The sequence below is a fragment of the Chakrabartyella piscis genome (assembly GCA_030067835.1).
Taxonomy (GTDB): domain Bacteria; phylum Bacillota; class Clostridia; order Lachnospirales; family Anaerotignaceae; genus Chakrabartyella; species Chakrabartyella piscis.
The window spans coordinates 2,861,595-2,883,524 of record CP092441.1 but is presented as its reverse complement, the minus strand read 5'-3'; the positions used below and the strand labels follow the sequence as shown (position 1 = coordinate 2,883,524).

The window sequence follows — 21,930 nt, the reverse complement described above, 5'->3', positions numbered from 1 at the left end:
GGTTGTCCAATTTGTTTGTAATGCCCAACGGATATGCTTATGCAAAGAAATTGAAACAATAGATTAGTGAATTATCATAGGAGGTGTAGAGATACATGGCACGTATTGCTGGTGTAGACTTACCAAGAGAAAAACGTATTGAATATGGTTTGACTTATGTTTACGGTATCGGTCACCCAAGCGCTGTTCGTATTTTGAACGAAGCTGGTGTAGATTTGAATACAAGAGTAAGAGATTTGACAGACGACGAAGTTGCTAAAATCCGTGAAGTAATCGACAAATCCCAAAAAGTAGAAGGGGATTTGAGACGTGAAATCGCACTCAACATCAAACGTCTTGTGGAAATCGGATGTTATAGAGGCATTCGCCACAGAAAAGGTCTTCCTGTAAGAGGACAAAAAACAAAAACAAACGCAAGAACAAGAAAAGGTCCTAGAAAGACCGTTGCGAATAAGAAGAAATAATTGATTTCTAAAGGAGGTTTGACAAATGGCTAAAAAAACTGTGAAAAAGACATCAAATCGCAGACGCCGTGATAAAAGAAAAGTAGAACGTGGTCAAGCTCACATTCAATCTACTTTTAACAATACAATTGTTACAATTACTGACGCAGTTGGTAACGCTTTGTCTTGGGCAAGTGCTGGCCAATTGGGCTTCAGAGGTTCCAAAAAATCCACACCTTATGCAGCACAAATGGCAGCAGACACAGCTGCAAAAGCTGCATCTGATTACGGTTTGAAAACCATTGAAGTTTTTGTAAAAGGACCTGGTTCAGGTCGTGAAGCTGCAATCCGTGCATTGCAAGCTGCAGGTTTGGACGTTACAATGATCAAAGACGTAACACCCGTTCCTCACAATGGTTGTAGACCACCTAAACGCAGAAGAGTATAATCATCAGGAGGTGTAACAGAAATGGCAAGAGATAGAGTACCTGTACTCAAGAGATGTAGATCTTTGAACTTGGATCCAACATACCTTGGTATTGATAAAAAATCCAAAAAAGAAAATCCTCGTGCAGGCAGAAAAATGAGCGAATATGGCTTGCAAATGAGAGAAAAACAAAAAGCAAAATTCATTTACGGAGTTTTGGAAAAACAATTTAGAGGATACTATGCACAAGCTGTTAAAATGGCTAAAAAAGAAGGTATCCCTGGTGAAAACTTGCTTATGATTTTGGAACTTAGATTGGACAACGTAATGTTCCGTTTGGGTTACGGTAGAACAAGAAAAGAATCCAGACAAATTGTTCGTCACAAACACGTATTTGTAAATGGTAAACCAGTTGACATCCCATCTTACATTGTAAAAGCTGGCGATGTTGTGGAAATCAGAGAAAAATACAAATCCATTCAAAGATACAAAGATATCTTGTCTGTAACAGACGGTAGAATCGTTCCTGAATGGCTTTTGGCAAACCACGACGCATTGAGCGGTACAGTGGTTGCTAGACCAACAAGAGCACAAATTGATGTACCTGTTGAAGAAAGATTTATCGTAGAATTGTATTCCAAATAATCTGAAACGGTCGTACAAATTAGTCAATCAACAAGTCATGGGGCAAAATAGCCCCTTGACACCTTATATTATAAAAGGGAGGTTTGAGCGAGAGTGTTTGAATTTGAAAAACCTCGTATTGAGATTGCAGAGATGGCACCGGATGGAACTTATGGTAAATTTGTAGTGGAACCTTTGGAAAGAGGTTACGGAACAACATTGGGCAACTCACTTAGAAGAATTTTGCTTTCTTCATTGCCTGGCGTTGCTGTAAGCAATGTCAAAATCGATGGCGTTCTCCATGAATTTAGCGTAATTCCTGGCGTAAAAGAAGACGTTACAGAAATTATTTTGAACTTGAAAGGCCTTGCAATCAAATATACTGGCGAAGGTAATGAAACCAAAGTCATTTATGTTGATGCAGAAGGCGATTGTGAAGTAAAAGGATCTGATATCAAATGCGATAGCGATATCGAAATTTTGAACGCAGATCACCACATTGCAACCCTTTCTGGTGGTGCAAATGCGAAATTGTATATGGAAATTACAGTGAACAAAGGCCGTGGATATATTGGTGCAGACAAAAACAAAAAGGATGACCAACCAATCGGAATGCTTCCTGTAGATAGTATTTTCACACCTGTAACAAGAGTGAATTTCCTTGTGGAAAACACTCGTGTCGGTCAAATCACAGACTATGACAAATTGTCATTGGAAGTGTGGACCAATGGTACCATTGCGCCAGACGATGCAGTCAGCTACGGTGCAAAAATTTTGAATGAACATTTGAACTTGTTCATCGATCTGTCTGATAATGCAAAAGACACTTCTATTATGGTAGAAAAAGAAGAAGGTAAAAAAGAAAAAGTTCTTGAAATGAGTATTGAAGAATTGGATCTTTCTGTACGTTCTTACAACTGCTTGAAGAGAGCAGGTATCAACACAGTAGAAGACTTGACCAATAAGACAGAAGAAGAAATGATGAAAGTTAGAAACTTGGGACGTAAGTCCTTTGAAGAAGTATTGAACAAATTGGCAGAACTCACTTTGTCCTTGAGACCAAGCGACGAATAATTTGTTTGATTAGATACTATTATTTACCGTAGAATTACATCCAATCATAAGACCGATGAAGCAGATTGGTTGTGCAAAATTTTACGGGGCAAAACAAGGAGGATTACCATGCACGCATCCGGTTATAGAAAACTTGGCAAAACATCTTCTCAAAGAAAAGCGATGTTGAGAAACCAAGTTACAAATTTGTTGTATCACGGTAAAATCAAAACAACTGAAACAAGAGCAAAAGAAATCAGAAGAATTGCTGAAAAATTGATCACAATTGCTGTGAAAGAAAAAGACAATTTTGAAGAAGTTGAAGTTCTTGCAAAAGTTGCTAAAAAAGACGCTTCTGGCAAAAGAGTAAAAGAAGTAGTAAATGGCAAAAAAGTAACTGTTTATGATGAAGTTAAGAAAACAGTGAAAAAAGACAATGCATCCAGATTGGCTGCTCGTCGTCAAATTCTTGCTTACCTTTACCCTGTAACAGAAGTTCCTGCTGACGGAAAATCCGTTAGAAAGAACACAAAAGAAGTTGACATGGCTGCAAAAATGTTCGACGAAATTGCTCCTAAATATGTAGGTCGTACTGGTGGTTACACTAGAATGGTCAAATTGGGCGCAAGAAAAGGCGACGCTGCTATGGAAGTTATCATTGAATTGGTATAATTTCAAATGCAAAAGCTCTTTTCCAGATGATGGAAGGGAGCTTTTTTTGTTGGCTGAAATAATAAGAATGAAAGATAAATGGAGTGCGTACTACACATTATCCTTATCATCTGTAGTTGAAATAGTGAAGAGTGGTCAGTGATCAGATAAAACCATAAAATCAACGTATTTTGTAGGGGTGGGTTTCCATGCCCACCCGTTTGGGTTATGGCTGTTCATGACGGGCACCCACGCAGGGGTGCCCCTACAAGTACATCATATTTATGGTTTTGGTTTTCGTAGGGGCGACTAGTGGTCGCCCGTTCAAAGACCAGAGGTCGATTCGTGAATCGCCCCTACAAGTATATCGTATTTACGTTTTTGGTTTTTGTAGGGAGCGATGCCCTCATCGCTCCGCAACTACACATTATATAAATAACCTATACTTCATTAATACGCTATTACAAAAAATAAAAACCAAAACATTGGAACTTTTTGGAACTCATATACGTCAAAAGACAAAAGAGTCTTGTGTGCATACAATAAGGAGGCGTATGGTATGAAGAAAATGTTATGTGTATTGGTTATGATGATGATGGTTCTTAGTGGATGTGGCAGCAGTTTCAGTGATAGTACTGCATCCACATCAAGTTCCATGTCAGAAATGGCAATGGAAGAAGCTGTGGTAATGGATATGGAAATGGGTGTTGCAACATCTGGTGGTGGCATCAATACAATGGAAACCACCAAAAGTGCCAAATTCATCTATACAGCTGATTTGCAAATGGAAACCACATCCTTTGCAGAAACCATTGCTGCTTTTGGAGAATTGGTGGAAGAAATGGATGGATATTTCCAAAATAGTAGCGTTAGAAATCAGGGTAGTTATCGCTATGGTGATTACGTGGTGCGTTTGCCACAAGAAAATTTGGTGGCATTTACAGAACAAGCAGGAGAGCTTTCTTTGGTGACTCATAGTTCTTCCAGTGCAGAAGAAATCAGTTTCCAATATTACGATACCCAAAGTAGACTGGAAACACAAGAAATCAAATTGGAACGCTTGCAAGTTTTGCTTCAACAAGCAGATATTATGGAAGATATCATCACCATCGAAAGTGCCATTTCTGAAACAGAACAATACATCGATAGCTTGTCTGGTACTATGACGCAATACGATTCTATGGTGGATTATGCAACGGTTTATGTGAACATCCAAGAAGTGAATAAGCTTTCCAATGTAGAAGAAACACCAATTGGTTTTGGTGGACGTTTGGCAAATGCATTCACTGGTGGTTTGGGCAATGTGGTGGATACCTGCGAAGATTTGGCTGTGTTTGTTGCTTACAATTGGATTGGAATTTTGATTGTATTTGGTGTGGTATTTGTGGTGTATCGCAAAGCCAATAAAGGTGCAAAGAAGATTTTGGCAATGAGAAAGAAAAATGAGGGTACGAAACAAAATGAGGAAGAATGATAAAACAAAGATTCTTCGTCATTGCGTTCCTCTGAATGACAAGATGAGATAGTATTGTCATCCAGAGCGTAGCGAAGGATCTTGGTTTTGGCGGAATGATGCGGGAGGATGATATCCTCCTCTACAAAAAATGGTGTTGTAGGGCGGGGGCTTGCTCCCGCCATTTTTTATGTAAATGAAACGGGCAGATACGGAATCCGCCCCTACGATACCTGAAATGAAAAATTTCTTTGCCACAAAATTCAATATGCACAATGTTGTTACCATACCAATTTTGTGGTATGATAAGATAAATAAGTCTGAAAATTTTGTGAGGTATAGAATGAACGAAAAAGCATTACGAACATTAGAATTTTATAAAATCATAGAACGCTTGTCTGGGCTTGCGGTGTCACCAATGGCAAAGGAACGTGCGTTGGCTTTGGAACCATCTCCAATTATGAGTGATATCATTTTGTGGCAACAAGAAACCAGTGAAGCAGTCCAAATGATGCTCAGAAAAGGCACACCTTCCTTTGGTGGGCTTAGAGAAGTGCGTCCACAAATGAAACGTGCCAGCTTAGGTGGTGTGTTATCCATACCAGAATTGATGGCAATTGGTGAATTTTTGTATGTATGTCGAAAAATCAAAAATTATGGTATGAATGATAATAAGGATATTGTGGCACCAAGATTGGAAGAATATTTCGATTTGTTGGCTCCAATTCCATCTTTGGAAAACGAATTGACCAGATGTATTCTATCAGAGACAGAGATTTCAGATGCAGCCAGCTCAGAGTTGGGTCGCATTCGTAAAGAAATCAAAGTATATAATGAACGTGTCAAAGACCATTTGAATGGTATCATTTCCTCATCTGCATATCGCAATATGTTGCAGGATTACGTAATCACCATTCGTAATGATAGATATTGTGTGCCTGTTCGAAGTGAGTATAGAAACACATTCCCGGGTATGGTGCATGACCAATCCAACACAGGTTCTACATTGTTTATGGAACCTATGAGCGTCATTAAGTTGAACAACCAAGTGAAGGAATTGCAAGCCAAAGAAAAGGAAGAAATCAATAAGATTTTGGCAGAATTGTCACGCATGGTTACAGAATACGTTGTGATTTTGGAAGCAGACATGGAGCTTTTGGCACAAATGGACTTTATCTTTGCAAAGGGTGAATTGTCCATTTCCATGGAAGCCACACAACCTTTCTTCAATACAAAGGGCTATATCCAAATCAAAAAGGGGAGACATCCATTGTTGGATGCCAAAACAGTGGTACCCATTGATGTATATTTGGGCAAAGAATTTACAACCCTTCTCATCACAGGACCCAATACAGGTGGTAAAACGGTTGCACTGAAAACTTTGGGCTTATTCTCTTTGATGGGACAAGCAGGACTTCATATTCCAGCATCATCAGAATCCCAATTGACGGTATTTGACCATGTGTTTGCAGACATTGGTGATGAACAAAGCATTGAGCAAAGTTTAAGTACCTTCTCATCTCATATGACCAATATTGTCAGCATTTTGTCAGAAGTGACAGACAATTCTTTGGTTCTCTTCGATGAATTGGGTGCTGGTACTGACCCTACAGAAGGTGCAGCACTGGCAATTGCCATTATCCAAGCGCTGAAAGATCGTGGCATTCGTACAGCGGTTACAACCCACTATAGCGAACTCAAGGTATACGCTTTGTCTACAGAAAATGTAGAAAATGGCTCTTGTGAGTTTGATGTGGAAACTTTGAGACCAACCTATAAATTGCTCATTGGCATTCCAGGAAAGAGCAATGCATTTGCCATTTCCAAAAGACTTGGATTGCAAGACTATATTCTGGAAAGTGCAAAAACCTTCATTTCGCAAGATGAAGCCAGATTTGAAGATGTCATCACAGATTTGGAAATCAGCAAAAAATCTGTTGTGTTTGAACAAGAACGAGCAGAAGAATATAGAAAAGAAGCAGAACGCTTGAAAAAAGAAGTGGAACACCAAAAGGAAAAAACAAGATTGCAACAAGAAAAAATCTTGGAGAAATCCAGAGAAGAAGCAAGACTGGTCTATGCACAGGCAAAAGAAGAAGCAGATGCCATCATCAAAGAAATGACGCGTATGGCAAAGGAAAAGAGCAACCAACAAAAAATGGTGGAACAACGTACCAAACTCAAAGAAAAACTGTCTTCTGTGCAAGCAGATTTCTTGGCTTCCAATAAAGCGAAAGCAACACACAAACCACCAGAAAACTTGCAAGTAGGACAAAAGGTCTATGTCATTTCCTTTGACCAAAGGGGAACTGCAATCTCTATGCCTGATAAAAATAAAGAAGTTATGGTGCAAATGGGCAGTATGAAGGTGCGTATTCCCCTTGCAGAATTGATGATAGACGATACCAAAGAACCAAAGGTGAAACAACAACCAAAACGCCAAAACAATGTACGAGCAGCAAAAAGTAGCTTTATCAATGCAGAAATTGACTGTAGAGGTCAAATGGTGGATGAAGCCATCAGCAGAATTGATAAATATATCGACGATGCGTACTTGTCTGGTTTGAAACAAATCACCATCATCCATGGCAAAGGAACTGGTGCTTTGCGTGCTGGCGTACAAAGCTATCTGCGTGCCAATTCCCATGTAAAAAGCCATAGACCTGGTGTGTATGGTGAAGGAGAAGCTGGTGTAACCGTTGTAGAATTGAAATAAGCGTAACTCGAATCAAACGTAGAGGTGGGTTTCCATATCCACCCAATTGATACACAACATCGTAGGGGCGACCTGTGGTCGCCAGCAAAAGGAGCTGATGAATATGGGTGGAAGACAAAAAGTACTCATTGTAGACGATGACCAACATATTGCAGAATTGATTTCTTTATATCTGATGAAGGAAGGTTTTGATACCAAGGAAGTTTATGATGGTCGAGATGCCATCACAATGGTTGCAACATACCAACCAGATATGATTATTTTGGATTTGATGCTACCAGGTATGGATGGCTACCAAGTCTGTGCAGAAGTACGCAAAACCAATAAAGTGCCTATTATCATGTTGACTGCAAAGGGTGAAACCTTCGATAAGGTTCTTGGTTTGGAATTGGGTGCTGATGATTATATGGTAAAACCATTTGATACCAAGGAATTGGTGGCACGTGTGAAGGCGGTTTTGCGTCGCTATGAAACAAAACCAGAAACAGAAAGCAAGGTACTCAGATACGAAAATTTGGAAATCAATGTTTCCAACTACACTGTTTTGTACCATGGAGCACAAGTGGACTTTCCACCAAAAGAGTTTGAATTGTTCCACTATTTGGCAGAAAATCCAAATCGTGTGTTTACCAGAGAACAGCTTTTGGATCGCATCTGGGGATATGAGTATATTGGCGACACCAGAACTGTGGATGTCCATGTAAAACGGATTCGTGAAAAACTCAATCAAGGGGATGCATGGGGCATACGCACTGTTTGGAGTGTTGGTTATAAATTTGAAGATAAATAAATTTCGAATATAATGCGAATATACTCGTAGGGAATGCATTGTATGCATTCCGTTATCAATTGCCATACAACAAAAATGCAATGTATGCACCTATCATAAACCACTATAATAGGAGGAATCCATATGATTACCATCTTCAATCGTAGAGAATTGTGGAGAACCTATTCCATGGATGAACAAGCCAAAATTCGAGATACATTGGCAGTCAATGGTATCGATTATACCATCAAAGTAATGGATAAATTCAGTAGATCACCTATTTTTGATGGTGGTCGAGATATGATTGATATTATGACAGGAAGTCAGTGTCAATATGTGATTTATGTGCGTAAAGTGGATTACGACCAAGCAATATATTGGATACAAAAACGATAAATTGAAAAAGGGGAGAACACACAGGTTCACCCCTACAAGAATTATTTTATTCTTTTGTTTCGGTTTCTACAATTGGTTCTTCAGCAACAACTTCTTCAGAAACCACTTCAGCATCCATTTGTGCACGACGCATTTCCATTTGCTTGATTTTCTGTTTGCGTACAATGACATTATTCATACGCATAATCAAACTGAACAACAACAAGCAAAATAGCAAATAGTGGAAGGAGTTCAAAGCACCCCAAGGAGTACGAATGAGAATGAAGATTGCCAAAACAATTAAAATTTTGGTGTTTCTGGTGGTGTTTTTCAAAAAATTCATTATGGTTGATAACGGAAAAACCGTATGCTCCTTTCTCTAGCGGATATACACAACAATTTCAAAACCAAGATTTCAGTTTCTACTGATTACTACAATCATTATACCATTTTTTTTGTAGAAAGAAAGTATTTTCTTTGGAGGTTCAAATGAAAAACAGTTCAATTATCAAAAAACAAATGATTTTATATGTTTTGGCACTGGTTACCTGTGCAGTTGCTTTGTGTGCAGTCTTGTCTGTTGTATACACACAGCGTTATATGGATGAAAAAAAAGATAAATTGATTGCACAAGGAACGAAAATCACAGCTGCATTTGTGGAAGCATATGAAACAGGTGAAATGAATAATTTGAGTTATGAATTGCAGGTTTTGGAAGAATATATGGATGCCAGCGTTGCCATCGTCAACAACAATGGTATGGTGGTTTTGTGTTCTCCTTTGCTTGGAGAAGCACTTTTGGGTGAAATTTTTGAATACGAAGAAATTTTAGATGGTATGGGACGTAACAACATTGTAACCATGTCCTCCAGTCAGTCTACCTTCACCAAAGATCCAATTTTATTGGTTGGATATCCAATGAGTGTTGGACAAATGTCAGGGATTGTAATGATTCGATCCACAGCAGAAATGCAAGAATCTTTGTACGATATGTATTTTGCAGGTTTGATTGGTGTATTGGTGATTTTTGCCTTCTCTATTTTGGCTGGTTATGGCTATTTCAAACGTATGATTCAACCCATCACCGATATGAATGCAGTTGCAAAGGAAATTGCTGGGGGTAATTTTGAAAAACGAGTGGAAATACGCACCAATGATGAATTGGGTGAACTGGCAGAAAGTTTCAACCATATGGCAGAAAGTTTGGAAAATAATGATAAAACACGTAGAGATTTCATTGGCAATGTGTCACATGATTTGCGTTCCCCTTTGACTTCTATGCAAGGATTCTTGACAGCTCTTTTGGATGGTACCATACCACCAGAAAAGCAAGAACGATATTTGCAAATTGTGCTGGAAGAAACCTATCGTTTGTCACGTTTGACAGAGGGTATTGGTGATTTGAATCGAGCAGAAAGCTCATGTATCTTGTTGGATTTGGAAGATTTCGATATCAATGCTTTGATTCGTGAAAACATCACCATCTTTGAACCGCAACTCAATGAAAAGAAAATGTCCATCAAAGCCATGTTTGCAGAACAAAAAACCATTGTTTCAGGAGATCGTGATAAAATATCTCGTGTGGTGCAAAACCTTATGAGCAACGCCATTAAGTTTTCAGATATGGAGGCTGTCATTGAGGTGGAAACCACTTTGACAGAACGCAATAAGGTGCTTGTTTCCATCAAAGACTATGGTGCGGGTATTTCTACAAAGGATCAAAAATATGTGTTTGATCGTTTCTATAAAGGAGATCCTACTAGAAACTTGGATAAACATGGAAGCGGTATTGGCTTGGCAATTGTACGTGATTTTATGCAAGCACATGGCGAAAAAGTAACCATGAAAAGCGTTGAAGGTGAAGGAACTACCTTTATATTCACATTGCAATTGGCAGAATAGTAGAAGAGAGAAGAATGATAACCAACATCGGTTTTGTAGGGGCGACCAGTGGTCGCCCGTTTTGTTATATCAGAAAAAGAATTATCAAAAGTATTGACAAACATACATCTTTCTGATATAGTAAATAAGCGGTTTAAATCGGAGCAAATTTTGCCCGAGTGGCGGAATTGGCAGACGCACAGGACTTAAAATCCTGCGAGGTAACACTCGTACCGGTTCGATCCCGGTCTCGGGCATAATTTAAAACACGCAAAATAGATGTCATCGGTAAAAAAGCCGATGATTTCGACGTTTCTGGGGGTTTTTATCTCAAAAAAAGCCGTTTTCTGAAACATCAATTTCATGGATGTCATATTGTATTTTTGCATACTACCACTGTGTTTGAACCGATATAGTGGTTTTTTTGTACCCCAAATATAGAAACAAATCAATTTTATATAAAAATTATCAAATCTTAAGAGCTGTTAAATGCGAGGCTTATCCTCTGCTTGACAGCTCTTTTTTTATTTCTCGGAAAGGAGGATATCAATGAATAAAGAACACAAATAAAATAACTACAGAACAAATGAAGGAGGAATTTGAATGAGATTACGAATACAGCAACCAACCACGAAAAAGCAAATGGAAATTACCTTGCCAGCTACGGAAAAGCAACTACAAACATATTGTGATGAGCTTAGTATCGACAACAATATGCAGAGTAGAACTATTGTCACCGAGGTACCCTTTGAGGATAAAATGAACACCATTCTTGCAGGCAATCAATACAACCTCACTGAACTCAATTTCTTATTTCAAAGCGTAGATAGATTTACGGATGAAGAAATGAAGGTCTTTTATGCTGTGGCAACAGCGAAAAACCTGTCAGATATCAAGGACTTAATCAACCTGAGTTTTAACGAGCAGTGTTACAGCGTTGTGACCGATTTCAGCGACATAAACAGACTTGGCAAAAAGTTATACCTCAACGAGAATGGAGCAGCGAGCGAGGAAGAATTGCAGAGTGTAGACGGACAGCGATATATCGAAAAAATGATTGCAGACAATCCAAATCCTTTGGTATCGCCTTATGGGTTGGTATATCCCAACCAAAATCAACAGCAAGATATTTATTTTGGTAAGACGTTCCCTCAATACCTAAATGGATTTAAGGTTTTCAATGTTGCACTGCGAACTGATATGGCTGAAGAATATTTGGACTTGCCGTGTGAAGAAAGGGAAATCCAAAAGGCAATGGAGCGACTGGAAGTGGAAAGTTTAGACGATACTTTCATTACGATTTTATATCATAACTTGCCTGACAAACTAGAAGATATTTTGCATGAAATCGAATGCGATTTGCATCCACTCAATGAGATTGCAAAGACCTTGCACCAAGTGGGGGAGCGAGAGTATGACTATTTGGAAAAGCTTGCGGTTATGACAAAAATCAATACGGTTCAGGAGCTAGACACCTTGTGTCGCTGTATGCACGAATTTGAGGTATTCCCAAACATTCACACACCAGAAGCATATGGGCAATATATGATTTGCGACAGTGGACGATATGAATACGATGAAAACCTTGAGGAATACATTGACTTCAAAGCCTATGGAGAAAATCGCATTGCAAATGAAGTTGGCACATTCACAAAACAAGGCTACATCACCTATATGGGTTACAACCAAGAAATGGCTGCAATATTAAATCGAAATTTGCATATGAATATCCAAAACCAGACGTACAGCAAAACATTGCGATTGTATATGCCACTGAAAGTCATTTCCTATGAAGAAGAAAATGATTGGGGGCAATACGAAACTTCTGATTACGAAGAAGAACTAGACAGCTGTGAACTTTGTGGCTATGAAGATGAGTTGGAGAATTTCATCAAGTCTTATGGCAATCACGTTCCAGAAGAACGAGGGTTGATGGAATATTATGACACAAAGGATTCGGTCAATGCAAAAGTGGAAAGTTTCAAGTTTGAATTTGAACAGATGGATGGCGATGTATATGGTGTGGCAGTTTGTGAATTGAAAGCACCGCTGGATGCTGCGGAAATGGCTACATTGAAAGAGTATATCACAGGTCAGGCAAGTGATGGCTTTGGCGAGGGATTGGAGCAACAAGAGTTTAGGCTATGTGGTCGCAATGTGAATATCAGCCTGTGGGATAGCAACCGATATTTTTTGAGGAATGCTGAAGAAATGGGGTTTCGTGAACAGATGAAAAGTATTGAAATGACCATGTAAAAAAACGGAAGTCTCATTTAGAAAGCTTCCGTTTCACTTTATTTCTTGGTCTAAATTTTCAAAATCATCTGTTCCAAAAAAGTCAGCCAATGAAATATCCAAACCATCACAAAGCATTTTGATGGTTAATATTTTAGGATTTTGGCTTTTTCCATATAAGATGTTTTTCAATGATGATGGAGCAACGCCAGAAATATTTGCCAGTTTATTGATTGAAATGTTTCGTTCATTGCAAAGTTCAAAAATACGATTTTTGATTACATCAATTGTGTTCATATACTCACCTCTTAAATATATTTTATCAATATAGCTTGATATTTATAGGCTATGTATGATACTATATAGTCTATGTATAGCCTATATAACTTGAGAGGATGTATTTTATGGAAATAAAAAGAGTAAGAACTGTGAGTTTTACAGGTCACAGGCATTTGCCAAAAGGTGAAGCCTTTGAAAAATTGAAATACAACTTGATTTCAGAGATAAACCAAGCAATCGAAGATGGCTATGATACATTTTTATTCGGTTCGGCTGAAGGGTTCGACTTGTTGTGTGGTGAAATTGTTGCAGATTTGAAAAAGATAATATCCATTCAAAATCCAAGAAAGATAAAATTGATTGCTGCAATTCCATATGAAGAGCAAGCAAAGGATTTTTCAGAGGAAGATAGAGAGCGATATTACAATCTTCATGCCCAATGTGATGATGTGGTATTCGTCAGTGTTCAATATCACAAAGATTGTTTTAAAAATCGAAATCAATATATGATAGATCATAGCAACAAGGTCATTGCCTATTACAATGGTGGTGTGCGTAGTGGCACAGGGCAGACCATTCGTATGGCAGAAAAACAAAAATTAAATATTGTCAATTTATATTAGTGTCGGCAGAAATGTCGGCACTTTCTCTATGTCAGGAGGTAAAAAATGAGAGGATTTCCAACAGAAAAACAAATAGAAAAAATCAAAGCAATGTACCCAATCGGTACAAGAATCAAACTGCTTTCAATGGATGATCCATACAGTCCAATTGAAGCTGGAACAGAGGGCGAAATTACAGGCATTGACGATGCTGGAACGTTTCTTATGAAGTGGGACAATGGAAGAACATTAGGTCTTATCCCATTCGAGGATGAATTCGAGATGCTGACAATGCCAGATGAACCAGTGGCAACGCAATCAAGAGGAATGGGAGGTATGAGCCTATGAAACTAGACATTGCTATATCCAATCCAGAAACCAAGCAACGATTAGACATTGATTTGCCAGCAAAGTATGGTGTTATCGAGGATGCACTGCTTCGATTAAACTGTGATGAAACAATCAGTGCGAATGGAAGGATTTTAGATGGATACGAGCGAGGAATAGTAGCTTTCTATTTTGAAAAGTGCAACATTTTTGAACTAAATTACTTGGCAAGCATGATAGAAAACTTTGAGTATGATGAAAGCAGCCAGTTCATTGGTGGGTACTTCATTATGGATCAAAAAGAGCCAATGGATGTTCACAAAGCCATCAATCTTGCAATGAATATCCAAAGCAACAACCTTGTAGTATCTCAGCCAGCAATGGATGAATATGACTTGGCAAAGTTTTATCTCGAGAATGATTTGATACCAGAGATTGCAGGTATCAATGATGAAGTTTATGATTGGATTGTGGATCACGCAGATTTACAGAGTCTTGGCGAAGAAATTTGCCAGAAAGAAAATGGAACATTCATCAGTAGCGATTATGTCACGATGGAAGAATTGGAAAATTTATATGAGGGTGATATGCGAATGCCAGAAAACGAAAATTATATTTTTCAATTGGAAGTTGGATTGCAAACAGAACCGAAAAATGACAAAAGATATACTATACAACTGCCAACAAGCAATGCGGAGTTTCGTCAGATGATGAAGGACTTTGCTGTGACAGATGTGGCAGGTTTGAGGTGTTATCAATTTGCTAGCATAGTGCCACAGTTGCAAAATATGGACTTTGGGATGGAAGATATTGAAACATTGAATGAACTCGCAGCCTCCATTTATTGCTTCAAAGAACTGAATGAGTTAAACACCTATAAAGCAATGGTGGATGCAACAGAAACTGTAAATCTTGAAACTGCACATCAGCTTTGTGAGTGTGTGGGCGAGTTTACATTGCTACAAAAGGAAAGAAGTTATGCCGATTATGGAAGGAGTAGATTTCAAAATGTGTTGCAAGAGGAATTGTTGGAATGTTTGGATACCGAAGATTATGGTAGAAAAATTGCCGAGAAAAATGGAGTGAGCATGACCAGTTATGGGGTGTTGATTCCCAGAGATGGAGTGCCACTGATGGAAAAACTGACACAACCGAAAGTGATGCAATCTCAAGGAATGAAAATGGAACAAAGTATGTAACCAGAAAAGTAATTATAAGACCGTGTGTTTCGCTGTACCCAACAGCAAAGCAGGCGGTCTTTTTTTCGTGAAAAAGAAACGGAAAGGAGTAGCCATGAATGAATTACAGATATTTCAAAATGAAGAGTTTGGAGAAATTCGCACAACAAAAGATGGAAAAGGAAATGTACTTTTTTGTGGTACAGATGTAGCAAAAGCATTGGGATATTCAGTTCCAACCAAAGCTGTTAATACACATTGCAAAGGGGTTTCCAAAATGGAAGCCCCTTCAAAAGGTGGAAATCAGCAGATGTTATTTATTCCAGAATCCGATTTGTATCGTCTGATTGTCAAAAGCAAACTGCCTTCTGCAGAACGATTTGAGTGTTGGGTTTTTGAAGAAGTTTTACCTTCTATCCGAAAATATGGCGGCTATGTGACAGAAGAAACCCTAACGAGTATCTTCCAAAATCCAGACAACCTACACGTTTTTCTGGCAAATATGCTCAAGGTATCTGAGGAAAATAGAAAGCTGAAACAAGAGGTTGGAGAGTTGCAAACCAAAGGCGAATACTTCGACAACATGATAGATACAGGGTTGTTGATTAACTTCCGAACCACTGCAAAAGAGATTGGTGTGAAGCCGATGTTTTTAATTCATTTTCTGTTGGAAAATAAATATCTTTATCGTGATTTAAGAAAAGTCCTACTTCCCTATCAACATCATGTGGAAAGTGGATTGTTTGAAATTGTGGAGTTTTGCAGAAATGGACATACAGGTGTACAAACCTTGGTGACCACAACTGGTAGGAATTATTTTTTGCAACTGTATTTAGATGGGGATATGGATGTTGGCTCTATATAAAAAGGTAAGGTGATTTTTATTTGAAAAAAAGTATTATAGCATGGGTTGGAGGCAAGTCAAAGTTGATGTGGATTATCAATCTACTTGCACCCAATCAATATGAAAGAAGCATTGATGTATTCGGTGGTAGTGGTACGGTCACATTGAATCTTGCGTGTACCACTGCAAATCTTCGTGTGTACAATGACTTCAATGGGAATCTCGTAAATTTGATGCGTTGTGCAAGGGATAGACCACTGGAGCTGATTCGTGAGATTGGTTTTTTGGCACTCAATGCACGAGATGATTTTGAAATGTACAAGAAATTTATAGAAAAGGAGGAGTTTTCAGAGTATGACCTAGAAGAAGAACTGAAACTGACGGAGATTATGTTTGAACAGCCAAAAGCGGAGGAATTGAAAAGGTTGCTCATCAAACAAAGCGAGGAAAAAGACATCAAACGTGCTGCAGCCTATTACAAGTTATTGCGATATAGCTTCAACGCAAATGCAGATACCTTTGGTGGAAAGAAATGTGACGTGCGTAGGTTTTTTGTAGACATCTGGAACTTTTCTAGAATCTTCAGAAATATCACAATCGAAAACAAAGATTTTGAAGCACTCATCAAACAGTATGATAGAGAAATGGCTTTCATCTACTGCGATCCACCGTATTATGATGCGGAAAGTTTCTACAAAAATGATGTGCCATTTACGAAAGAGGATCATGTCCGCTTGCGAGATGTGTTGTATGAAGCAAAAGGGTATGTGATGGTGAGTTATAACAACGTACCAGAGATTTTAGAGTTGTATCAAGATTTCTATATTTACTATACAACCAGAACCCATTCCATGAGCAAAAAGAAGGGGGAGGTTTATGAAGAATTAATTATTATTAACTACGATATAACGAAATATGTGAACAACGGAAGCTACCAAATGCAATTGTTTGGTGGCTTTTCTTCTGTTCAAAATGAAGGAGAATATTCTTTGTTACATTCTCCAAGCCAACAATTAAGAGGACGAAAGAAAGAGGTATCGAAATGAAGAAAAACAAACAAGAAGTGACGAAACAAACAAAATTGAGTAATGAAGTAACAGTGCAGGTTTTTGATGCTGTGATGCTATTGCGCAACACAAATTTGACAGCGTTAGAGATGGTGGAGATCATTTCCACGTTGGAAGATGTATTAAGCCAATACCAACGAGATCTTAATCACAACCTTTGCGGTTTATTTTCCCATCATCCTTACCAAAAATCCTCACCGATATTTCCGATATCGCCTGCGGTTTTTGGCAATTATGATGAAAAAATCTCCTCGCAAATTTTGCAATCAGAACTCATTGGTATTGTCTTGGATGATTTATACAATGCACTGGTCGAAGCATTTCCGCAAGATGAACTATGCGATGATTGTTCTTTCTGTGATGGATATATGGAAGATAATATCCATGTACCAGAGTGGGCAAAGGTTGAAGCTGGCATTGCTCCAGATGCCAAGCTGTTTCTTTGTGTAGAAGAAGGCAGTGGACACAATAGCCATGCCTCCCTAATCCGAACCCGCAAAAATCCTCTTATTTTGCGACTTTCTTCTTCATCGTCGTCACCAGAGCTATGGCTATGCCATCCTCCTCTTCATTGAAATTCATCAAAATAAGAGGATTTTTGTTCGCAGAAGTTTTTTAGACTTACAACAAATGAGAACAAGGCAGACGATTGAATCGTACCAAAAGGTACGGTGATTGAGGATAACGCAGTAATCAGAAGTTGTAAGACTGAAAAACCGTGGTTTGGATTAGGGAGGAATGGCTAAGTTGGAACCTACGGAATACAAACATGACATTACAGATATTGACGAAAATATGCGTATGCAATTGGTGGATATGGGTGTTTGCCTTGGGGAAATGAACGAAAGCATTATGGATGAGGAAGTGATTTATCGTGGGTAAATCATTTGTGGAAGTGTATCCCTATTCTCGCAATGAGGCGAAACGATTGGAAGAAATAGAACGATGGGAGCAGAGTCATCAAGAGAACATTGCTTGTAAAAACTTCATTGAAAAAACCATTGAGGAAAACTACAAGAATAATCGTTTGCACCAAGATTCAGCCAATGAGGTGATCGAGCAGTTCGGCTACAAACGTACCGCAGTTGTTTTGGCAAACTCCATCAAAGAAAAAATGGGTGATGGCAGATTTTCTCGTGATAACAAAGCGTGGGCAAAGAATATGTATATTCCAAAAGAACAAAACCATTTAAACGCAGACTTTGCGGTGGATTCACACCCAACTTTGCTGGATGGTTTCATCAATCAATATCAGAGAGCATATGACAAGTTGGAGTTGTTCCATGTGTCCCAAATTGACATGGAAGATGGATACTATGAAGGGAAAGTCATTGCTGTGATACCAACGGAATTATCAGAAGAATACTTCAACCAAAGGGATCAAATTTATGTTGCAACCAGTGGTTTTGGATGTGAACCAGACAAGGTTGGTAGAGCGGTGTTTGCCACCTGTCTTGGTGATGGAGTTAGGGTTCGATGGGATAGGTCACAGATTTTGGGCGTAATCAAAGAGGAATATATCCCAGAGTATGCCAAGCAGAAATTGGAAGAATTGGGTTTTGATTCTGCTACAAAGCAAAATCCGTTATCACAAATGAAGTCAAACAGTCACGAGCAAAGTTTTTAATGATGAAAAGGAGAAATCATATGGGAGAAAACACAAGAGAAAAACAAAGATACACAGCCTTAGATTTGATTACATTTATCGAAGAAATGGAAGAATCCATTGGAAAAGCATACGAGGTATTGGAAGAAAAATTCAGCTGCACAACGGATTGCACAGGTTGTCACTTCTGCAAAACATTTGCTGATGATACGGTCCATGTACCAGATTGGGCAAAGCTGGAAGCAGGGTATTCTGCTGATGCAAAATTCTTCTTTGCTGTGATGAGTGATACAAAACAAATCGTGCTTGAGCCAGCGGAGCATACACATGACTTGGGTGATATTTCAGAAAATATGCAACAACGATTGGCGGACTTTGGCATTTGCCTTGGGGAATTGAATGAAAGCTTGATGAAAGATGAAGTGATTTATGAAGAATGAGATGTTGCCATGATAAAAAGGAGGTTACCAATGAGCAAAAGAAAATTCAAAGGCAAGTTTTCAGCAAAACCAGTGCAAACACAAGCAAAGGTGCAATTCCACAAGCGTTGTTCCCCAAGAAGGCGTAGCAAAGGACAAAAGAAATGAGAGGAGCGAACCAAATGAAGCGTATAATTAGTGTGATATTGATGAGTGTATTATGTGCAACCACAGTGTTTGCCAGCACATCAGCACCCAAAGATGTGGAGCGACAAAACATTGATGGCACGGAATATATCACCAAAACATTTGAAACCACCACGGAAACGGAGTCAGAATCCTTGATTGAAACTGATTTCACCGATGGTGGTTTTTTGTTTTCCTATGAAACTGTGGAAAAAGTGGAAAACGAAGGCACAACAACAAAGGCGGTTACCGAATCTGAAATTGTGGAAACCCAGTCAGATCAGTTGGAGGACATCATTCGCTTGTTCCCACAAACAAAGCCATATGATGCAGATGGATTTACAGGCGAGTTGACACTCAATGCCAATAGCATCACAACCGAAGCAATCGGCTACGAAACCAGCTATTACACCATTACGGATACAAAAGAAATCCCGGGACTGATGTATCCAGATCCATCTTATGTGCCACAAACCAGTTTGAAAGATGGAACAACATTGCCACTGACAGACATTCAATTTGATGTTATGGCAACCAGTTTGAGTGGTGATAGTCTTGTACCAACGGAGTACAAAGCGGTGGGAACCTATTCCAAAACTTTCTCCAAGCAAGTGCCAACAGGCTATACTTCCACAGCGATTTACGAGGGGGAAGTATCCAAAAATCAAGTGAATACAGTGACCTATATCATCACCTATGTGGGTACAGAGATGGACGATGGCTTGCCCTCATATTTGATTGCCATTTCTTGTGTGGGTGGTTTGTTGATTCTTGGTGGACTTGGATTGTTAGGCTTTTTGTATTTGAAATCCAAGAAAGGTGTGGATATTTATAACTTGATTGATGGAGAGTATTTCTGCCTTGGAAAACAATCCATTGACGTAAAAAATCCTTTAGTGGATTTGAATGAATTCGAGGACTTAATCCAATCCCATACATTTCGTTTTATTTTGGATAAGAAAGTCGCAAAAGAATTGTATGGTAGAAATATTTCCATCACATTGAAAGATATGACCGTCAAACACATGGTCAAAAAACGCAACCAAGAGTATGAATTCGAATTGGATATGGGAGGTGTTTTGGATGTGGAATAAGAAAATGAAAAGGCTTTTGTTGTTACTGCTTGGTTGCATGATGTTGCCTATTTCTGCTTATGCCCTTGGGGAATCTTTGGAATACACCTATACAACAGAAAATCCAGAAGAGTTTGTCATCGGTGGCACTTCTTTTTTGAACTTTGGTGGCGAAGTGGCAGATTATCTATATGACATTTACGATATAACACCGCAAACAACCTATACTTCTGAGTATGGCACAAACGTCATTGTACCAAGTGAGGAAACAGAGAACTACACCACCTACGCACCGAAAAATTCACCTGTCAGTGGCACTTATGTAGCAAGTTCCAGTGGAACAATCACAGGGCAGTTGACCAGCGAATACCAATACATTGCAGAAGAATATGAAACCTACAATCTCTATCAAACCACAGGTATTGCAGATGTGAGAAATGAAGATGGTAGCATTGGAACACTCACAATTGATGCAATTGATTTGAAAGTCACTGCCTATGATGGTGATACCTACGAAGCTATGGCAAAAGGCATTGGACACGTTGCATCCACATCTGCTTGGGATGGCAATATTGGTTTGCTTGGTCATAACAGGGGTACAAACGATTACTTCGGTGATTTGGAAGATTTGGAACTGGGTGATACCATAGAATATAAAACAACCCTTGGCACAAGAGAGTATGAGGTGGATTTCATTGGTATCATCTCCGATACGGATTGGACAAAACTGCAATACACTGTTGATAATCGTATCACCTTGATTACTTGTGTTGCAGATCAAAGTGACAAAAGATTGGTGGTACAAGGGGTAGAAATTGATTGAGTTTTCCCCATAGCTATTGCAACCAACTCATGGTAATGTGTAAGTCAAAAGGAGCTGATCATATGAAGAAACAACTTGCACTTACACTTGCCATGATATTGATGTTGGGAACACAAACCTTGGCAGCAGAACGAAATATCATTGGTGGATATGGGTTATACAACCACTTGGGAGAATGGATTGGAGAGGTGTTGCTCATCAATGAGAATGGAACAATTATTCAAGAAAGGATGCTAGAGGAACAGACGGAAACAATGCAATCACAATTAATTCCCAAAAGTACAATACAAATAGAAACGAGTATTGTATCGGCAATTGAAGCACCAGAAGTAGGTACTGTACTTGGAAACATTATGAAAGAAGGTGAGAACCTACCACTCAATTACGCATCTAGTTACACAGAACCTTATGCCACTTATTCCCTTGGGCAGTGTGCTTGGTATGCCAATGGTAGGTTGCGAGAAGTGACCAACAAACAGGTGCATATCAGTGGTGCAGCCAAAGGGTGGATTGCGAAAGCTGAAGAAATGGATGAATTTCTTGTGGAATATAACATCAATCAACCACAGGAAAATTCGGTGGCGGTATATATCCCAATAGATAAAAATGACACACACCCAGGTCATGTGGTATTCATCGAATATATCGAAAGGGATGATGCTGGCAATCCAGTCTACATTTACTACACAGATGCAAATGGAAAATACGATACAGAACTGGATGTATTTACACCAAATGTAGATGGAGTGGTACGAAAGGAGAGTTTCGAAGAATTTAGCAAAGACACCAACTTAAGATTGTCTGGATATGTTTCCGTCAATCTTAATGAGTGAATAACAACGGGAATAAATAGTTAAATCAATCAATATAACCATTACTAAGACCTTGTGCAATCGAGG

At 38.8% G+C, this 21,930-nt stretch carries 25 protein-coding genes and 1 tRNA gene; 24 read left to right on the top strand and 2 right to left on the bottom strand.

Translation table 11 applies throughout. The features are described 5' to 3' along the window. The first annotated feature begins 95 nt into the window (after positions 1–95). The 9 genes from rpsM to MJY40_RS13060 all read left to right on the top strand — a co-directional run bounded on the left by rpsM (position 96) and on the right by MJY40_RS13060 (position 8,532). Positions 96–464, top strand: coding sequence for a 30S ribosomal protein S13 (rpsM, locus tag MJY40_RS13100; RefSeq protein ID WP_317854644.1), 369 nt, complete (start codon positions 96–98; stop codon positions 462–464). A 25-nt stretch (positions 465–489) separates the two neighbouring features. After that, positions 490–891, top strand: a complete 402-nt coding sequence (gene rpsK / locus MJY40_RS13095; RefSeq protein ID WP_317854643.1) for a 30S ribosomal protein S11 — start codon at positions 490–492, stop codon at positions 889–891. 21 nt (positions 892–912) lie between these two features. After that, positions 913–1,515, top strand: coding sequence for a 30S ribosomal protein S4 (gene rpsD / locus MJY40_RS13090; RefSeq protein WP_317854642.1), 603 nt, complete (start codon positions 913–915; stop codon positions 1,513–1,515). A 93-nt stretch (positions 1,516–1,608) separates the two neighbouring features. Then, positions 1,609–2,568: a DNA-directed RNA polymerase subunit alpha gene (locus MJY40_RS13085; protein ID WP_317854641.1), complete on the top strand. Its 960-nt coding sequence runs from the start codon at positions 1,609–1,611 to the stop codon at positions 2,566–2,568. A 108-nt stretch (positions 2,569–2,676) separates the two neighbouring features. Further along, a complete protein-coding gene (locus MJY40_RS13080; RefSeq protein ID WP_317854640.1) occupies positions 2,677–3,219 on the top strand; it encodes a bL17 family ribosomal protein in 543 nt (180 codons plus the stop codon). 538 nt (positions 3,220–3,757) lie between these two features. Further along, a complete protein-coding gene (locus tag MJY40_RS13075) occupies positions 3,758–4,672 on the top strand; it encodes a DUF4349 domain-containing protein (protein WP_317854639.1) in 915 nt (304 codons plus the stop codon). Positions 4,673–4,994: 322 nt separating this feature from the next. Next, positions 4,995–7,367: an endonuclease MutS2 gene (locus MJY40_RS13070; protein WP_317854638.1), complete on the top strand. Its 2,373-nt coding sequence runs from the start codon at positions 4,995–4,997 to the stop codon at positions 7,365–7,367. Positions 7,368–7,470: 103 nt separating this feature from the next. Beyond that, positions 7,471–8,157 carry a response regulator transcription factor gene (locus MJY40_RS13065; RefSeq protein ID WP_317854637.1) on the top strand — a complete coding sequence of 229 codons (687 nt, stop codon included), beginning with the start codon at positions 7,471–7,473 and terminating at the stop codon, positions 8,155–8,157. A 123-nt stretch (positions 8,158–8,280) separates the two neighbouring features. Further along, the gene (locus MJY40_RS13060; RefSeq protein ID WP_317854636.1) at positions 8,281–8,532 is read left to right on the top strand and encodes a hypothetical protein; all 252 of its coding nucleotides are present in this window, start codon (positions 8,281–8,283) and stop codon (positions 8,530–8,532) included. Positions 8,533–8,578: 46 nt separating this feature from the next. Here the strand turns inward: MJY40_RS13060 and MJY40_RS13055 are convergent, their stop codons facing one another. After that, complete coding sequence (locus tag MJY40_RS13055) at positions 8,579–8,854, bottom strand: hypothetical protein (protein ID WP_317854635.1); 276 nt, start codon at positions 8,852–8,854, stop codon at positions 8,579–8,581. 146 nt (positions 8,855–9,000) lie between these two features. Here MJY40_RS13055 and MJY40_RS13050 point away from each other — a divergent pair, with 146 nt between their 5' ends. The 3 genes from MJY40_RS13050 (at position 9,001) to MJY40_RS13040 (ending at position 12,648) form a co-directional block, all read left to right on the top strand. Next, the gene (locus MJY40_RS13050) at positions 9,001–10,413 is read left to right on the top strand and encodes a sensor histidine kinase (protein ID WP_317854634.1); all 1,413 of its coding nucleotides are present in this window, start codon (positions 9,001–9,003) and stop codon (positions 10,411–10,413) included. Positions 10,414–10,565: 152 nt separating this feature from the next. Beyond that, positions 10,566–10,649, top strand: a tRNA-Leu gene (locus MJY40_RS13045). A 346-nt stretch (positions 10,650–10,995) separates the two neighbouring features. Next, positions 10,996–12,648: an antirestriction protein ArdA gene (locus tag MJY40_RS13040; protein WP_317854633.1), complete on the top strand. Its 1,653-nt coding sequence runs from the start codon at positions 10,996–10,998 to the stop codon at positions 12,646–12,648. A 33-nt stretch (positions 12,649–12,681) separates the two neighbouring features. Here the strand turns inward: MJY40_RS13040 and MJY40_RS13035 are convergent, their stop codons facing one another. Beyond that, positions 12,682–12,924 (bottom strand): helix-turn-helix domain-containing protein, encoded by a 243-nt coding sequence (locus MJY40_RS13035; protein WP_317854632.1) that lies wholly within the window; start codon positions 12,922–12,924, stop codon positions 12,682–12,684. 107 nt (positions 12,925–13,031) lie between these two features. Here MJY40_RS13035 and MJY40_RS13030 point away from each other — a divergent pair, with 107 nt between their 5' ends. The 12 genes from MJY40_RS13030 to MJY40_RS12975 all read left to right on the top strand — a co-directional run bounded on the left by MJY40_RS13030 (position 13,032) and on the right by MJY40_RS12975 (position 21,864). Further along, on the top strand, positions 13,032–13,529 hold the full coding sequence (locus MJY40_RS13030) for an SLOG family protein (protein ID WP_317854631.1): 498 nt from the start codon (positions 13,032–13,034) through the stop codon (positions 13,527–13,529). A 45-nt stretch (positions 13,530–13,574) separates the two neighbouring features. After that, a complete protein-coding gene (locus MJY40_RS13025) occupies positions 13,575–13,856 on the top strand; it encodes a DUF4314 domain-containing protein (protein ID WP_317854630.1) in 282 nt (93 codons plus the stop codon). Further along, positions 13,853–15,034 (top strand): hypothetical protein, encoded by a 1,182-nt coding sequence (locus MJY40_RS13020; RefSeq protein ID WP_317854629.1) that lies wholly within the window; start codon positions 13,853–13,855, stop codon positions 15,032–15,034. The genes MJY40_RS13025 and MJY40_RS13020 overlap by 4 nt, the downstream gene beginning before the upstream one ends. Before the next feature lie 94 nt (positions 15,035–15,128). Then, positions 15,129–15,878 (top strand): BRO family protein, encoded by a 750-nt coding sequence (locus tag MJY40_RS13015; protein ID WP_317854628.1) that lies wholly within the window; start codon positions 15,129–15,131, stop codon positions 15,876–15,878. A 65-nt stretch (positions 15,879–15,943) separates the two neighbouring features. Next, complete coding sequence (locus MJY40_RS13010; RefSeq protein ID WP_317854627.1) at positions 15,944–16,903, top strand: DNA adenine methylase; 960 nt, start codon at positions 15,944–15,946, stop codon at positions 16,901–16,903. Next, positions 16,900–17,499, top strand: coding sequence for a hypothetical protein (locus MJY40_RS13005; RefSeq protein ID WP_317854626.1), 600 nt, complete (start codon positions 16,900–16,902; stop codon positions 17,497–17,499). The genes MJY40_RS13010 and MJY40_RS13005 overlap by 4 nt, the downstream gene beginning before the upstream one ends. Before the next feature lie 163 nt (positions 17,500–17,662). After that, positions 17,663–17,806 (top strand): hypothetical protein, encoded by a 144-nt coding sequence (locus MJY40_RS13000; RefSeq protein WP_317854625.1) that lies wholly within the window; start codon positions 17,663–17,665, stop codon positions 17,804–17,806. Beyond that, positions 17,799–18,551: a DUF3849 domain-containing protein gene (locus tag MJY40_RS12995; RefSeq protein ID WP_317854624.1), complete on the top strand. Its 753-nt coding sequence runs from the start codon at positions 17,799–17,801 to the stop codon at positions 18,549–18,551. The genes MJY40_RS13000 and MJY40_RS12995 overlap by 8 nt, the downstream gene beginning before the upstream one ends. Positions 18,552–18,571: 20 nt before the next feature. Next, entirely contained in the window at positions 18,572–18,970 is a 399-nt protein-coding gene (locus MJY40_RS12990; protein ID WP_317854623.1) for a hypothetical protein, read from the top strand. 161 nt (positions 18,971–19,131) lie between these two features. Further along, positions 19,132–20,229 carry a hypothetical protein gene (locus tag MJY40_RS12985; RefSeq protein WP_317854622.1) on the top strand — a complete coding sequence of 366 codons (1,098 nt, stop codon included), beginning with the start codon at positions 19,132–19,134 and terminating at the stop codon, positions 20,227–20,229. After that, positions 20,219–21,031 carry a class D sortase gene (locus MJY40_RS12980; protein ID WP_317854621.1) on the top strand — a complete coding sequence of 271 codons (813 nt, stop codon included), beginning with the start codon at positions 20,219–20,221 and terminating at the stop codon, positions 21,029–21,031. The genes MJY40_RS12985 and MJY40_RS12980 overlap by 11 nt, the downstream gene beginning before the upstream one ends. Before the next feature lie 62 nt (positions 21,032–21,093). Then, the gene (locus tag MJY40_RS12975) at positions 21,094–21,864 is read left to right on the top strand and encodes a CHAP domain-containing protein (RefSeq protein ID WP_317854620.1); all 771 of its coding nucleotides are present in this window, start codon (positions 21,094–21,096) and stop codon (positions 21,862–21,864) included. The last annotated feature ends 66 nt before the right edge of the window (positions 21,865–21,930 follow it).